The following is a 14,703-nucleotide window of genomic DNA, read 5'->3' as shown; positions in this document are numbered from 1 at the left end:
GTTGTCCCCTCGATAGGAAAAGAGGGCGGATGCCGCAGCATCCGCCCTCTTCACTGGATCGTGTCGATCACTCGGCCTTGTCGGCAGCCTTCTTGGCCGGAGCCTTCTTGGCGGCCGGCTTCTTGGCGGCCGGCTTCTCGGCGTCGTCAGCCTCGTCGGCCTTCTTGGCCGGAGCCTTCTTGGCGGCCGGCTTCTTGGCCGGGGCCTTCTTGGCGGGCTTCTCCTCGGCCTCGGCGGTCTCAGCCTCAGCCTCAGCGGCCTCGTCATCGGTCACGATGAAGTCGGACAGGTCGACGGCCTTGCCGTTGCTGTCGACGACCTTCACCTTGCCGAGCGCGATCGCGAGGGCCTTGTTGCGGGCGACCTCACCGACGAGCGCGGGGAGCTGGTTCGAGGACTGCAGAGCCTCGACGAACTCCTGCGGCGCCATGCCGTACTGCGCGGCCGACTGGATGAGGTACTGGCTGAGCTCCTCCTGCGAGACCTGCACGTCGGCCTGCTCGGCGATCGTGTCGAGCAGCACCTGCGTGCGGAACTGCTTCTCGCTCGCCTCGGTGACCTCGGCACGGTGCACGTCGTCCTCGAGACGGCCTTCGCCCTCGAGGTGGTTGTGGACCTCGTCTTCGATGAGCTGCGGCGGAACCGGGATCTCGATCTGCTCGAGAAGCACCTCGACGAGCTTGTCGCGCGCCGCGGAGCCCTGCGTGAAGACGCCCTGCTGAGCGACACGCTCGGCGAGGCTCTCGCGGAGTTCCGCGATCGTGTCGAACTCACTCGCGATCTGAGCGAAGTCGTCGTCCGCCTCGGGCAGCTCGCGCTCCTTGACGGCCTTGACCGTCACGGAGACCTCGGCCTCGGAGCCGGCGTGGTCGCCGCCGACGAGAGCCGAGCGGAACGTGGTGTCCTCCCCCGCGGTGAGGGACTCGATCGCGTCGTCGATGCCCTCGAGCAGCTCGCCGGAGCCGATCTCGTAGGAGACGCCCTCGGCGCGGTCGATCTCGGCGCCGTCGATGGTGGCGACGAGGTCGAGGTCCACGAAGTCACCCTTCGTGGCCGGACGGTCGACCGGGACGAGCGTGCCGAAGCGGGCACGCATGTTGTCGAGCTCAGCGTCGAGCGCAGCGTCATCCGCCTCGACGGCGTCGACGGTCACCGTGATGCCGTCGTAGGAGGGGAGCTCGATCTCCGGACGGACGTCCACCTCGATGTCGACGAGCAGATCGCCCGAGAAGTCCTTCTCGCTCGGCCACTGGGTGATGTCCGCCGCGGGACGACCGACGACACGCAGCTTGTGCTCGACCGTGGCGTCTCGGAAGAACTTGTCCAGGCCCTCGTTCACCGCGTGCTCGATGACGGCACCGCGGCCGATGCGCTGATCGATGATGGGCGCCGGAACCTTGCCCTTGCGGAAGCCGGGGATCTGCACGTCCTGAGCGATGTGCTCATAGGCGTGCGCGATGCTGGGCTTGAGGTCGTCCGGGGTGACCGTGATGGTGAGCTTGACCCGGGTCGGGGTCAGCTTCTCGACGGTGCTGTTCGCCATGCTGGTGTGTTCTCCTTGTGATTTCCGCGCGGTATCGCGGCTGTAAGGTCTGTGGGGCCGTGTCGGGGCGACAGGAGTTGAACCTGCGACCTCCCGCTCCCAAAGCGGGCGCTCTACCAAGCTGAGCTACGCCCCGGGGAATCCGCACGCAGATTCAGCCCCACCGAGTCTAACGGACCGGAGCATGCGCCAGAGTCCGGTATAGTCGTTGAGTCGGCACTGAGACTTCCGGAGTCTCGGATCCGGGGCTGTAGCTTAGTGGTAAAGCCTTAGTCTTCCAAACTAATGATGCGGGTTCGATTCCCGTCAGCCCCTCCGCTCCAGAAGGCCCCCACCCCCGCGGTGGGGGCCTTCTCCTCTCTCCGCCCGGCAGTCGAATACGCTGACAGCATCGATGCAGGCAGCCACCGGCCGGAAGGCCCCACCGAATGGGCACGATGTGACAATCCCGACCCCGCCACCTCTCGACACGCCGACGCCTTCTTCCGGCGAGCATCGACTACCTGTCGCGTTCTCGTCCACCCCGCCTCCCCTCTCCCCTCCCGCACAGCGGAAGAACCGCCGTGGGCTGATCCTGGGACTGGTCGGCGGTGTCGCGGTGATCGCCGCTCTCTCGATCACGCAGGTGGCTGCGAACCTCGGCTACGACAACGCCGCATCGCGGTACGCCGAGGCCGCGGAGACGGCGTCCACGGCGAAGACGGAGGTTCGCAGCGACATCACCGAACTGCGCGATGTCACCGATGCGGCGGAGCAGATCCTCTCCGTCGAGAAGCCGGCTGTCGCCGTGGACGCGGAGCTGGGGGCCGCGCTGACCACAGCGTCCGAGGACGCGGAGATCGTCGCTGCCTCCGCCGAGGAGATCGTGGCGACCGAGGTTCCCTCATCCGGCGAGAAGCCGGTGTGGTTCTGGGAGCTCTTCGGAGCGACGACGCTTCTGGAGCAGCACCTGGCATCGACAAGCCGCCTCTCCGACGATCTGCGCACGGTGACGACCGAGATCGCCACCGTCGGTGATGGTGTCTCCCGGAGCGGGGTGACCCTTCTCGCGACAGCGGGCGAAGCCGCCGTCGGCTTCGAGAAGGCGCATCTCTCCGCGAGGAACGATGCCGTGATCGCGTTGCGGAACGCCGCTGCAGACGCCGCCGCGACGACCACCCTGGACGCCGCTGCGGCGACGACGTACCTGTCCCTGCAGGGAGCCGCAGCCGAGGTCGTCGCCACCGAGGCCCAAGAACTGGCGGAGAAGGCGGGGCCCCTGCAGAACGCGAGACTGGAGATCGAGGCCTTCGCGCGGTCACTCGCCCCCGGGGTCCTGCTGGAGTTCGACTGGGCTCCCGTGGTGAACGGCGCGGGGTACAACGGCAGCATGGGCGGCTACACGACGTGGTGGTGGGACGACCCGGATCGCGCGATCATCGAGTTGTCGAACTCGGTCGCCGAACAGTGGCCCGCTGAGCGGAGCAAAGCACTCGTCGCACACGAGGTGGGCCACGCGATCAGCGTGAAGTGCGAGGACATGTACGACGCCTCCACGCAGGACAGCATCGAGAAGTGGGCGACCGCCTGGGCGATCAGCATGGGATACACCGATGACGCCAACGGAGTCTGGGCATACGGCTATCCGCCACAGGAGTACATCGACGCCGCTGCCGGGTGCCGCTGAGGCCCCGCACCCGGGCGAGACGAAAGAAGCCGCCGCGATCACTCGCGGCGGCTTCTTCGATGTCAGGTCGAGGTCACTGGCCCCGACGCTCACGCAGCTGCGTGAGCGCGTCGTCGAGCAGCTGGACCGCTTCCTCGTCTGTACGACGCTCCTTCACGTACGCGAGGTGCGTCTTATAGGGCTCCGCCTTCGCGAGCGCGGGCGGATTCTCCTTGTCGCGCCCGGCAGGCAGACCAGACTGCGGGTGGTCGATCGTCTCCGGGATCTCCTCTTCCGGGAGACCGGCTGCGAAGTAGCGCACGGTCTCGTTGCCGAGCCCGTCCCAGTACGAGACCGCGATGCGGTCGGCGTGATAACCGTGGTCCTGCTCCCCCATCGGGCCGGAGCCCACGCGGGTGCCGCGGATCGCGTTTCCACCGGTAGCCATCAGATGACCTCGAATTTCGTGATGAGGCCCAGCGCGACGATGGAGATGAACCACGTCAGAGCCAGGACGACGGTGAAGCGGTTCAGGTTCCGCTCCGCAAGGCCGGAGGAGCCGACGGCAGACGTCATGCCGCCACCGAACATGTCGGACAAGCCACCGCCGCGACCTTTGTGCAAGAGGATGAGGAGGGTCAGCAGGACGCTGGTGATACCCAGCACGACCTGCAGGACGAACTCAAGAATTGCCACGAGAAAGAGCCTTTCGATGGGGCCGGAGCGCCCCCGTAACGGTCAAGTATACGGTGCAGCGGGGCCGCAGCCCCGCTGCACTCACACGCCGACGTGCTTCTCGAAGCGGATGATCGCCGCGAACTCGTCCACGACGAGGCTTGCCCCACCGACGAGAGCGCCGTCCACATCGGGCTCACGCATGAAGCTGGCGATGTTCGCCGCCTTCACGGATCCGCCGTAGAGGATCCGCGTGCGCGCCGCGGCCTCGTCGCCCAGAACCTTTGCGATGACCCCACGCAGTGCGGCGCAGACATCCTGCGCCTGCTGCGGAGTCGCCGCCTGACCGGAGCCGATGGCCCACACCGGCTCGTACGCCACGACGATGTCCGCCTGCGCGGAGACACCCTGGAGTGCGGCCTCGAGCTGACCGGCGGGAACCGCGCTCGCACCGAACTTCTCGAGGTCCTCTGCCGTCTCACCGACGCAGATCACCGGAACGAGGCCATGCTTGAGGGAAGCCTGCACCTTGGCCGCCACGACGTCGTCGCCTTCGGAGTGGTACTCGCGACGCTCGGAGTGGCCGATGATGACGTACTTCGCGTCGAGCTTCGCCAGGAATGCGCCCGACACCTCGCCGGTGTACGCACCGGAGTCGTGCGCCGAGACATCCTGCGCGCCGAGAGCGAAGGGGATCTTGTCCGCATCGATGAGCGTCTGCACGCTGCGGATGTCCGTGAAGGGCGGGAAGACCGCCACCTCGACGGACCCGTCTTCGTGCTTCGCATCCTTCAACGTCCAGTGCAGCTTCTGCACGAACGCGACCGCCTGAAGGTGGTCGAGATTCATCTTCCAGTTTCCCGCGATCAGCGGGGTACGGGAGTTCACGCCCATCCGAGGACCTCCAGCCCAGGTAGTTTCTTGCCCTCGAGGAATTCGAGGCTCGCGCCGCCGCCGGTCGAGATATGACCGAACTGTTCATCGGAGAAGCCCAGCTGACGCACCGCGGCAGCGGAGTCGCCCCCGCCGACGACACTGAGACCGTCGACCTCGGTGAGCGCCTGCGCGACGGCCTTGGTCCCCGCTGCGAAGGCGGGGAACTCGAACACGCCCATCGGGCCGTTCCAGAACACCGTCTTCGAGCCGCGGATCACCTCGGCGAATCGCGCCGCCGTCTCGGGACCGATGTCCAGGCCGATGCCCGAGGCGCCGAACGGCGTGGATTCGATCGCGTCGGCCGCAGCGACCTCGTGTGCGGCGTCCGCGCCGAAGGACGCGGCCACGACGACGTCGGTGGGGAGCACGAGCTCCACACCGCGCTCGGCGGCCTCGGCGATGTAGCCGCGCACGGTGTCGAGCTGGTCCTCCTCCAGGAGGCTCGATGCCACGGCGTGGCCCTGTGCCTTGAGGAAGGTGAACAGCATCCCGCCACCGACGAGGATCTTGTCGACCCGCGGAAGCAGATGCGAGATGACGCCGAGCTTGTCGCTGACCTTCGAGCCTCCGAGGACGACCGCATAGGGACGCTCCGGATTCTCGGTCAGACGGTCCAGCACATCGAGCTCGGCTGCGATCAGCAGACCGGCAGCGGAAGGCAGCAGCTCGGCGAGTTCGTAGACGCTCGCCTGCTTGCGGTGCACCACCCCGAACCCGTCGGAGACGAGCACGTCGCCGAGCTTCGCGAGCTCTGCCGCGAAGGCCGCACGCGTCGCCTCATCCTTCGAGGTCTCCCCCGGGTTGAACCGCAGGTTCTCGATGACGACGACTCCACCGTCCTCGAGCGACTCGACGGCATCCGTCGCCGACTCGCCGACCGTGTCGCGTGCGAACGCGACCGGGGAGCCGAGGAGTTCGGAGAGGCGTTGTGCCACCGGCTCCAGGCTGTACTGCGGGTCGGGCGCGCCGTCCGGGCGTCCGAGGTGGGAGCACACGATGACGCGGGCGCCCGCGTTGATCAGTGTGTTGAGGGTCGGCAGCGAGGCGCGGACACGGCCATCGTCCGTGATGATCCCATCCCGCAGGGGGACGTTGAGATCACAACGGACGATGACACGCTTGCCCTCGAGCGACCCCAGAGTGTCCAGGGTGCGCAGAGTCATGTTTCTGAGTTTAGAGGCGCTCGGCCACGTACTCGGTCAGGTCGACCAGACGGTTGGAGTAACCCCACTCGTTGTCGTACCAGCTGGACACCTTGATCAGGTTTCCGCTGACGTTGGTGAGGGTGGAGTCGAAGATCGACGAGTGCGGGTTGTGCACGATGTCGCTCGAGACGATCGGGTCCTCGTTGTACTGGAGGAAGCCCGCGAGGCGACCCTCGGCCGCAGCCTTCTTGTAGGCCTCATTGACCTCGTCGACCGTCAGGTTCTCGCGGTCGGTGATGAGGGTGAGGTCGACGATCGAGCCGGTGGGAACCGGGACGCGGTAGGACGAGCCGCTGAGCTTGCCCTGGAGTTCCGGGAGCACCTCGCCGATCGCCTTGGCAGCGCCGGTCGACGCGGGCGTGATGTTGATCGCGGCGGCGCGTGCACGACGGAGGTCGCTGTGCGGACCGTCCTGCAGGTTCTGGTCTGCGGTGTACGCGTGCGCGGTCATCATGAAGCCGCGGTCGATTCCGAACGCGTCGTTGAAGACCTGTGCGAGCGGCGCGAGGCAGTTCGTGGTGCACGACGCGTTGGAGATGATGTGGTCCGTCTCCGGGTTGTACGTGTCCTCGTTCACGCCCATCACGAACGTGCCGTCGACACCGGTACCCGGAGCCGAGATGAGGACCTTCTTCGCACCGGCCTCGATGTGCTTCTTGGCGAGTTCGGCCTTGGTGAAGAAACCGGTCGACTCGATGACGATGTCGACACCCAGCTCACCCCACGGAAGACCGGCGGGGTCGCGCTCGGCGAAGGCCTTGATGGTCTTGCCGTTGACGGTGATGCTGTCGTCGTCGTAGCTGATCTCGGCGTCGAGGACGCCGCCGACCGAGTCGTACTTCAGCAGGTGCGCCAGGGTCTTGTTGTCGGTGAGGTCGTTGACGGCGACGATCTCAAGGTCTGCTCCCTGCGCGAGAGCCGCGCGGAAGTAGTTGCGTCCGATGCGGCCGAAGCCGTTGATACCGATCTTGACAGACACTCAGGTCTCCCTGTTTCTCGTGCGCAGCACGCCACTTTCCAGCATGCGTGATGCGCGGGGGTCTTTTGGCTGAGAGAGCGTCCCGACGAGCCGAGGCCCGCCGGGACGCAACCCGATTACGACAGTACCAGCAGGCCGTTCGTCTGCTTACGGGCGACCTCGAGACGCTGGGCGACGTTCTCCCAGTTCGCGATGTTCCACGCCGCCTTGACGTAGTCCGCCTTGACGTTGAGGTAGTCGAGGTAGAACGCGTGCTCCCACATGTCGAGCTGGAACAGCGGAATCGTGCCCTGCGCAGTGTTCGACTGCTGGTCGAACAGCTGCTGGATGATCAGACGCGAGCCGATCGAATCCCAGCTGAGCACGGCCCATCCGGAACCCTGGATGCCGGTGGCGGCAGCCGTGAAGTGCGCCTGGAACTTCTCGAACGAGCCGAAGTACTCGTCAATGGCGGCCTTCAGCTCACCCTCGGGCTGTCCCCCGCCGTTCGGCGACAGGTTCGTCCAGAAGATCGAGTGGTTCACGTGACCACCGAGGTTGAACGCGAGGTCCTTCTCGAGCTTGTTCACGTTCGCGAGGTTGCCACTCTCACGGGCCTCGGCGAGCTGGTCGAGAGCAGTGTTCGCGCCGGCGACGTAGGCCGCGTGGTGCTTGTCGTGGTGCAGCTCCATGATCTTGCCGCTGATGTGCGGCTCGAGCGCTGCGAAGTCGTAGGGAAGGTCGGGGAGCGTGTAGGTCGCCATATCGCTTTCATCCAATCCGCGCCGCGCCGCGGCGCTTGCCGATCCTCCGCGCCGCCGATGTGCGGCGTAGAGCGGACGTGATTCATCCTACTGACGACAACGCGGATGCGCCCTCGAACCTTCCGCCACATGACGAAGACCCGCGCCCTCATCGTGGGCGGCGGGTCTTCGTCGAAGGATACGGATCAGACGTCGAGTCCGACGGGGACGGCGGCTTCCGTTCCGGGGATGCCCTCCTGCTGCGCGCGTTTGTCCGCCATCGCGAGCAGACGACGGATGCGGCCGGCGACGGCGTCCTTCGTCAGGGGCGGATCGGCGTGGTGACCGAGCTCGTCGAGGCTGGCGTCGCGGTGTGCGAGACGAAGCTCACCGGCGACCTTCAGGTGATCGGGCACCTCGTCGGCCAGGATCTCCAACGCCCGCTCGACACGCGCGCATGCGGCCACGGCAGCCTGGGCGGACCGACGCAGGTTGGCGTCGTCGAAGTTCACCAGGCGGTTGACACCGGCGCGGACCTCACGTCGCTGACGCAGCTCTTCCCATGCGATGGCGGTCTTCTGCGCCCCCATCTCGTTGAGGATCGTGCGAATCGCCTCACCCTCACGCACCACGACCCGAGGCATGCCCCGCACTTCGCGCGCCTTGGCGGCGACACCGAGACGGTGGGCAGCGCCGACGAGTGCCATCGCCGCTTCCGACGAGGGGCAGACGACCTCGAGCATCGCGGATCGACCGGGCTCGCTCAGGGACCCCGCCGCCAGGAACGCGCCGCGCCAGAGACCGGCGACCTCGGCACGAGAGCCAGTGGTGAGGCGGTTCGGAAGCCCGCGCACGGGGCGACGGCGCTGGTCGAGGAGACCGGTCTGGCGCGCGAGGGTCTCGCCCTGGGCGATCACACGGACGGCCCACCGCGCTCCGTCGTTCGCGGTGCTCGACTGCACCTGCGCGATCTCGGGGCGCACTCCGTAGATCTCGGCGAGGTCTCGCGCGACGCGACGTGCGAGCGTCTCCGCGTCCACCTCGGCCTCCACGGCCACGCGACCGGCGATCGAATGCAGACCACCGGCGAACCGGAGGATCGCGGTGACTTCCGCAACCCGCACCGTCGGGGGTGCGTTGCGGATGCTGACCAGCTCGGCCTTGACGTCGGTGGTTAGTGCCACGACACTCCTTCACGTTCACGCGTCGGATCGCGACGCAAACGTCCAGCTTACTCGGCCGGAAGGCTCGCTACTCTCGGCCGAGGTCCCGGTGACGGACGCTCACGGCGACGCCCGGGACGGCGGCGAGCCTGCGCGCAAGCTCTTCCGACATCGCGACCGAGCGGTGCTTCCCCCCGGTGCAGCCGATCGCGATCGTCGAGTGACTCTTGTTCTCGCGCTGGTATCCCTCCAGCACCGGCACCAGCGCCGACGAGTAGGCATCCAGGAACTCCGTCGCACCCTCGCGGGACAGGACGTACTCCCTGACCCGTTCGTCCTGGCCGGTGAGACCGCGCAGCTCCTCATTCCAGAACGGATTCGGCAGGAACCGCATGTCGGCGACGATATCGACGTCGGTCGGCAGCCCGTACTTGAAACCGAAGCTGAGCAGGGTGACGCGGTGACGGGCTTCGCCCTCTTCCGAGAAGATGTCCGAGACCTGGGTCGCCAGCTGATGGATGTTCAGCGTGGACGTGTCGATCACCATGTCGGCGCCCTCGCGGATCGGGGCCAGCCGGGTTCGTTCGACACGGATGCCATCGAGCAGGGTACCTTCGCCCTGCAGCGGGTGCGGGCGTCGGACGGACTCGAACCGTCTCACCAGCACATCGTCGGAGGCGTCGAGGAACAGGACCCGCACGGAGCCGCGCGAGCGCAGGGCACGCGCCACGCCGGGGAAGTCGTCGAAGAGATTGCGGCCGCGCACATCGACGACGGCAGCGACCTTTGGCAATGCGGTGCCGCCCATGTCGGTCAGGTCGAGCAGAGGGCGCAGGATCTGCGGCGGGAGGTTGTCGACCACGTACCAGCCGAGATCTTCCAAAGCGTTCGCCACGGTGGTCCGACCCGCGCCAGACATCCCTGTGACGATGAGGAACTCGCCCTTTTCCTCGTCAGCCATTACTCAGTGCTCCCTCTCCCCCTCGGACTCCAGCCTAGCGAGTGGACAGGTGCGTGTGGATGTTCTGGGCGAGCACGGGGCCGATTCCCTGGACTTCTTCGATCTGCGCCGGGGCGGCCGCACGGAGCGCGGTCACCGAGCCGAAATGCTTGAGCAGCACCTTGATCCGTGAGCTGCCGAGTCCCGGCACTTCTGCGAGCACCGAACTGATGTCGTTGCGCCGTTTCTTGCGCTGATGCGTGATCGCGAATCGGTGTGCCTCGTCACGCAGTCGTTGCAACAGATAGAGGGCCTCACTCGTGCGAGGCAGGATGACGGGGAAATCGTCTCCGGGCAGCCAGACCTCTTCGAGGCGCTTCGCGATTCCACAGACCGCGATCTCGGTGTGCCCCGCGTCGCGGAGTGCTCGTGCTGCGGCCTCCACCTGGGGCTGCCCGCCATCGACCAGCAGAAGCTGGGGTGGGTAGGCGAAGCGGGGCTTGCGACGCACCGTCGCTGCGCCGACGTCCTCGGACACGACCTCTTCGGTCGTCGGGTCGACCACCTCGGACTCCTCTTCGGGACGGTCGAGGTAGGCCAACCGCCGACGGAGCACCTGGTACATCGAATCGGTGTCGTCCGTGGTCTCGGCGATGTTGAACGACCGGTACTGGTCCTTGCGAGGCAGCCCGTCTTCGAAGACGACCATCGACGCGACGACATTCGTCCCTCCGAGGTGCGAGATGTCGAAGCACTCGATCCGCAGCGGGGCTTCGTCCATGCCGAGCGCTTCCTGCAGGTCGGTGAGGGCCTGGGTACGGGCGACATAGTCTGTCGTGCGTCGAGTCTTGTGCCGGATCAGCGCCTGTTGCGCGTTCAATGTCGCCGTGCGCAGCAGGTCGGCGCGCTGGCCGCGCTGGGCGACGGCGATCTCGACTCTCTTGCCGCGTCGCTCGCGCAACCACGTCTCGAGTTCCGCGGCGTCGTCGGGCAGTGTCGGAACCAGGATGCGACGAGGGACGTCTTGCGCTTCACCGTATGCCTGCTGCAGCACCTGCTCGACGAGCTCGCCACTGGAGATGTCGATCTCCTTCTCGATGGTCAGCGCGCGCACACCGCGCACTCGGCCGCCGCGGATCACGAAGTGCTGCACCGCGGCGGAGAGCTCGTCCTCCGCGATGCCGAACAGATCCGCGTCCTCGTCCGCGGGCAGCACGAGCGCGCTCTTCCCCAACACAGCCTCGATCGCGGAGAGCTTGTCGCGGTACTTCGCCGCGGCCTCGTAGTCCATCGCCGCGGATGCAGCCAGCATCCGCTTCGTGAGTTCCCGGGTGAAGCGCTCATCACCGCCGGCCATGAACGCGACGAAGTCGTCGACCATCGCGCGATGCTCCTCGATGCTCACCGTCATCGAGCACGGGCCACCGCACTTGCCGATCTGTCCGGGGAAGCAGGGTCTGCCCGTCTGCATGGCGCGCCGGTAGCTGGAGTCGCTGCAGGTGCGGATCGGAAACGCCTTGATCATCAGATCGATCGTCTCGTGCACCGCCCAGACCTTCGGGAACGGACCGAAATACCGTGCTCCAGGAATCTTCCTGTTTCGGGTGACGATCACACGAGGTGCCTCGTCCGCGAGCGTGACCGCCATGAAGGGGTAGGACTTGTCGTCCTTGTAGCGCACGTTGAAGGGTGGATCGAACTCCTTGATCCACATGTACTCGAGCTGCAGGGAGTCGACATCCGTGGAGACGACGGTCCACTCGACGGAGGCCGCCGTGGTGACCATCCTTCGAGTGCGCTCGTGCAGCGTCCGCAGGGGCGCGAAGTAGTTCGAGAGCCGTTGACGCAGGTTCTTCGCCTTGCCGACGTAGAGCACGCGCCCGGCGGCATCCCGGAAGCGATACACACCGGGGTCGGTCGGGATCTCCCCCGGGCGCGGCTTGTACGGCAGCACGTCGGCCATCAGCTGGCCTTCCGCGCGGCGCGCCCCTCACCCAGGATCTCGCCGAGGAACAGACCGGTGTGGCTCTCCTCGACACGCGCGATCTGCTCCGGGGTGCCCGTGGCCACGATCTGACCGCCGCCGGAACCGCCCTCGGGGCCGAGGTCGATCACCCAGTCGGCGGACTTGATGACATCGAGGTTGTGCTCGATGACGATCACGGTGTTGCCCTTGTCGACCAGACCGTTCAGGACCTCGAGAAGCTTGCGCACGTCTTCGAAGTGCAGGCCCGTGGTCGGCTCGTCGAGCACGTAGATGCTGCGTCCGTTGCTCCGGCGCTGCAGCTCGGTGGCGAGTTTGACACGCTGCGCTTCCCCGCCCGAGAGTGTCGTCGCCGACTGCCCCAAACGCACGTAACCGAGCCCGACGTCGACGAGGGTCTTCATGTAGCGGTGGATGGCCTGGATCGGCTCGAAGAACTCGGCCGCCTCCTCGATCGGCATCTCGAGGACCTCGGCGATGTTCTTGCCCTTGTAGTGCACCGCCAGGGTGTCGCGGTTGTACCGCTTGCCGTGGCAGACCTCGCAGTCGACGTACACGTCGGGCAGGAAGTTCATCTCGATCTTGATGGTGCCGTCGCCGGAACAGGCCTCACAGCGGCCGCCCTTGACGTTGAAGCTGAAGCGGCCGGGCAGATACCCGCGGACCTTCGCCTCGGGCGTCTCGCTGAACAGGGTGCGGATGCGGTCGAAGACGCCGGTGTACGTCGCCGGGTTCGATCGCGGGGTGCGGCCGATCGGCGCCTGGTCCACGTGCACGACCTTGTCGAGGTTGTCGAGTCCCGTCACGCGCGTGTGCTTTCCCGGAACCGTGCGGGCACCGTTCAACCGAGAAGCGAGCACCTGGTAGAGGATGTCGTTGACGAGCGACGACTTTCCGGAACCGCTCACGCCGGTGACCGCGGTGAGCACGCCCAACGGGAAGTCGGCCGTGACGTTGCGGAGGTTGTTCGCCCGCGCACCGACGACACTCAGCATCCGCTTCTTGTCGATCTTGCGACGCTTCGTCGGCATCGGGATCTCGCGGCGGCCGGAGAGATACTCCCCCGTCATCGACGCGCTGTCGTTGAGCAGAGCCGAGTAGGGGCCCGAATGCACGACTTCGCCGCCGTTGACGCCGGCACCGGGTCCGATGTCGACGACCCAGTCTGCCGCTTCGATCGTCTCCTCGTCGTGTTCCACCACGATGAGCGTGTTGCCGAGATCGCGCAGCGTGAGCAGGGTCTCGATCAGGCGACGGTTGTCACGCTGGTGGAGTCCGATGGAGGGCTCGTCGAGCACGTAGAGCACGCCGGTGAGGCCGGAACCGATCTGCGTGGCCAACCGGATGCGCTGCGCCTCACCACCGGAGAGCGACCCCGCCGAGCGGCTGAGATTGAGGTACGAGAGCCCGACCTGCAGCAGGAAGTCGAGACGAAGCCGGATCTCACGCAGAACCTGCGCAGCGATCTTCGCCTCGCGGTCGGTGAGGGTCAGCGTCTCCATGAACGCGCGGGCGTCGGCGAGGCTCAGGTGCGAGACCTCTGCGATCGAGTGGCCGTGGACCTGGACGGCGAGCACCTCGGGCTTGAGCCGGTCGCCGTCGCAGACCGGGCACGGCACCTCGCGGAGGTATTCGCCCCACCGGTTGCGCTGGTTGTCCGACTCCGCCTGCAGGTACTGCCTCTCGATGTAGGGCACAACGCCCTCGAAACCGGAGGCGTAGCGCATCTCACGCCCGTAACGGTTCTTCCACTTGACGGTGACCTTGTAGTTCTCCCCCCGCAGCACGGCGTCCTGCACATCGGAGTGGAGCTCGCGCCAGGGCGTGTCCAACGAGAAGTCGAGGTCACGCGAGAGCCCTTCGAGAAGGCGCTCGTAGTACTGGAACAGACCCTTGCCCTGGGTGGTCCACGGGATGATGACACCCTCACGGATCGAGAGGTCTTCGTCGCCGAGCATCAGGTCGACGTCGACGGACATCCGGGTGCCGAGGCCGGAGCACGCGGGGCAAGCACCGAACGGCGCGTTGAAAGAGAACGTGCGGGGCTCGATCTCGGTGAGGGTGAGCGCGTGCCCGTTCGGGCACGCCAGCTTCTCGGAGAACGTCTGCCACGCGTCGTCGCCCTCGCCGTCGACGTAGTTGATCTGCACCACTCCCCCGGCGAGCCCGAGTGCGGTCTCGACGGAGTCGGTGACGCGACCGAGGATGTCATCGGAAGCGACGAGGCGGTCGACCACCACGGCGATGTCGTGCTTGTAGCTCTTCTTGAGCGTCGGCGGCTCAGCGAGCTGGATCAGTTCCCCGTCGACGATCGCACGGGAGTACCCCTTGGCACCGAGTTCGCGGAACAGGTCGACGAACTCGCCCTTCTTCTGCGAGACGATCGGGGCGACGACCTGGTACCGGGTGCGCTCGGGCAGCTCCATGAGCTGATCGGCGATCTGCTGCACCGTCTGACGCTGGATCCGCTCACCGCACTCGGGACAGTGCGGGACGCCGATGCGCGCCCAGAGGAGACGCATGTAGTCGTAGATCTCGGTGATCGTGCCGACGGTCGACCGCGGGTTGCGGTTGGTGGACTTCTGGTCGATCGAGACCGCCGGGCTCAGCCCCTCGATGAAGTCGACGTCTGGACGGTCGACCTGACCGAGGAACTGGCGCGCATAGGCGCTCAGCGATTCGACATAGCGACGCTGCCCCTCGGCGAAGATCGTGTCGAACGCGAGACTGGACTTCCCCGACCCGGACAGGCCGGTGAACACGACCAGAGAGTCGCGTGGGATGTCGATGTCGACGTTCTTGAGATTGTGGACGCGGGCACCGCGGACACTGAGTTTTCCTGAGGAAGCAACGGGGACGATGGGCACCCGACAAGTCTACGAGGGGCCACCGACATCGGCTCCGCTGGAGC

12 protein-coding genes and 2 tRNA genes are annotated in these 14,703 nt (G+C 66.5%); 2 read left to right on the top strand and 12 right to left on the bottom strand.

Features of this window, described 5'->3' with window-relative positions:
- Window positions 1-67: 67 nt before the first annotated feature.
- Together tig and KV397_RS06585 are read right to left on the bottom strand one after the other, a co-directional pair.
- Complete coding sequence (gene tig / locus KV397_RS06590) at window positions 68-1,543, bottom strand: trigger factor (protein WP_047524022.1); 1,476 nt, start codon at window positions 1,541-1,543, stop codon at window positions 68-70.
- Window positions 1,544-1,605: 62 nt separating this feature from the next.
- Window positions 1,606-1,679, bottom strand: a tRNA-Pro gene (locus KV397_RS06585).
- Window positions 1,680-1,787: 108 nt separating this feature from the next.
- On the opposite strand from KV397_RS06585, the gene KV397_RS06580 reads away from it, so the two are divergent.
- Window positions 1,788-1,858 (top strand) — tRNA-Gly (locus KV397_RS06580).
- 124 nt (window positions 1,859-1,982) lie between these two features.
- A complete protein-coding gene (locus KV397_RS06575) occupies window positions 1,983-3,209 on the top strand; it encodes a hypothetical protein (RefSeq protein ID WP_261812470.1) in 1,227 nt (408 codons plus the stop codon).
- 73 nt (window positions 3,210-3,282) lie between these two features.
- Here the strand turns inward: KV397_RS06575 and KV397_RS06570 are convergent, their stop codons facing one another.
- The 10 genes from KV397_RS06570 to uvrA form a co-directional block, all read right to left on the bottom strand.
- Window positions 3,283-3,636, bottom strand: coding sequence for an RNA polymerase-binding protein RbpA (locus KV397_RS06570; protein WP_017830291.1), 354 nt, complete (start codon window positions 3,634-3,636; stop codon window positions 3,283-3,285).
- Complete coding sequence (gene secG / locus KV397_RS06565; protein WP_047524024.1) at window positions 3,636-3,884, bottom strand: preprotein translocase subunit SecG; 249 nt, start codon at window positions 3,882-3,884, stop codon at window positions 3,636-3,638. The genes KV397_RS06570 and secG overlap by 1 nt, the downstream gene beginning before the upstream one ends.
- Window positions 3,885-3,965: 81 nt before the next feature.
- Entirely contained in the window at window positions 3,966-4,757 is a 792-nt protein-coding gene (gene tpiA / locus KV397_RS06560) for a triose-phosphate isomerase (protein ID WP_047524025.1), read from the bottom strand.
- Window positions 4,748-5,962 (bottom strand): phosphoglycerate kinase, encoded by a 1,215-nt coding sequence (locus tag KV397_RS06555; RefSeq protein WP_047524026.1) that lies wholly within the window; start codon window positions 5,960-5,962, stop codon window positions 4,748-4,750. Before KV397_RS06555 ends, tpiA begins: the two co-directional genes overlap by 10 nt.
- A gap of 10 nt (window positions 5,963-5,972) precedes the next feature.
- Window positions 5,973-6,983, bottom strand: a complete 1,011-nt coding sequence (gap, locus tag KV397_RS06550) for a type I glyceraldehyde-3-phosphate dehydrogenase (protein ID WP_047524027.1) — start codon at window positions 6,981-6,983, stop codon at window positions 5,973-5,975.
- Between the two features lie 116 nt (window positions 6,984-7,099).
- Complete coding sequence (locus KV397_RS06545; RefSeq protein WP_017830287.1) at window positions 7,100-7,726, bottom strand: superoxide dismutase; 627 nt, start codon at window positions 7,724-7,726, stop codon at window positions 7,100-7,102.
- A gap of 185 nt (window positions 7,727-7,911) precedes the next feature.
- Window positions 7,912-8,889: a DNA-binding protein WhiA gene (gene whiA / locus KV397_RS06540; RefSeq protein ID WP_017830285.1), complete on the bottom strand. Its 978-nt coding sequence runs from the start codon at window positions 8,887-8,889 to the stop codon at window positions 7,912-7,914.
- A 67-nt stretch (window positions 8,890-8,956) separates the two neighbouring features.
- Complete coding sequence (gene rapZ / locus KV397_RS06535) at window positions 8,957-9,829, bottom strand: RNase adapter RapZ (protein WP_047524029.1); 873 nt, start codon at window positions 9,827-9,829, stop codon at window positions 8,957-8,959.
- A gap of 34 nt (window positions 9,830-9,863) precedes the next feature.
- Window positions 9,864-11,771, bottom strand: a complete 1,908-nt coding sequence (gene uvrC / locus KV397_RS06530) for an excinuclease ABC subunit UvrC (RefSeq protein ID WP_261812469.1) — start codon at window positions 11,769-11,771, stop codon at window positions 9,864-9,866.
- Entirely contained in the window at window positions 11,771-14,659 is a 2,889-nt protein-coding gene (uvrA, locus tag KV397_RS06525; RefSeq protein ID WP_047524031.1) for an excinuclease ABC subunit UvrA, read from the bottom strand. Before uvrA ends, uvrC begins: the two co-directional genes overlap by 1 nt.
- Between the last annotated feature and the right edge of the window lie 44 nt (window positions 14,660-14,703).

It is taken from the genome of Microbacterium aurugineum, from assembly GCF_023101205.1.
Lineage (GTDB): Bacteria > Actinomycetota > Actinomycetes > Actinomycetales > Microbacteriaceae > Microbacterium > Microbacterium aurugineum.
The sequence above is the reverse complement of the archived record's forward strand: the minus strand, read 5'-3'. Positions and strand labels throughout refer to the sequence as shown.

What these genes read in the sequence shown, in the direction of transcription:
- tpiA (WP_047524025.1), bottom strand. Translation starts at nt 4,757, where the DNA reads ATGGGCGTGAACTCCCGTACCCCGCTGATCGCGGGAAACTGGAAGATG.
- KV397_RS06570 (WP_017830291.1), bottom strand. Translation starts at nt 3,636, where the DNA reads ATGGCTACCGGTGGAAACGCGATCCGCGGCACCCGCGTGGGCTCCGGC.
- rapZ (WP_047524029.1), bottom strand. Translation starts at nt 9,829, where the DNA reads ATGGCTGACGAGGAAAAGGGCGAGTTCCTCATCGTCACAGGGATGTCT.
- KV397_RS06555 (WP_047524026.1), bottom strand. Translation starts at nt 5,962, where the DNA reads ATGACTCTGCGCACCCTGGACACTCTGGGGTCGCTCGAGGGCAAGCGT.
- uvrC (WP_261812469.1), bottom strand. Translation starts at nt 11,771, where the DNA reads ATGGCCGACGTGCTGCCGTACAAGCCGCGCCCGGGGGAGATCCCGACC.
- KV397_RS06545 (WP_017830287.1), bottom strand. Translation starts at nt 7,726, where the DNA reads ATGGCGACCTACACGCTCCCCGACCTTCCCTACGACTTCGCAGCGCTC.
- tig (WP_047524022.1), bottom strand. Translation starts at nt 1,543, where the DNA reads ATGGCGAACAGCACCGTCGAGAAGCTGACCCCGACCCGGGTCAAGCTC.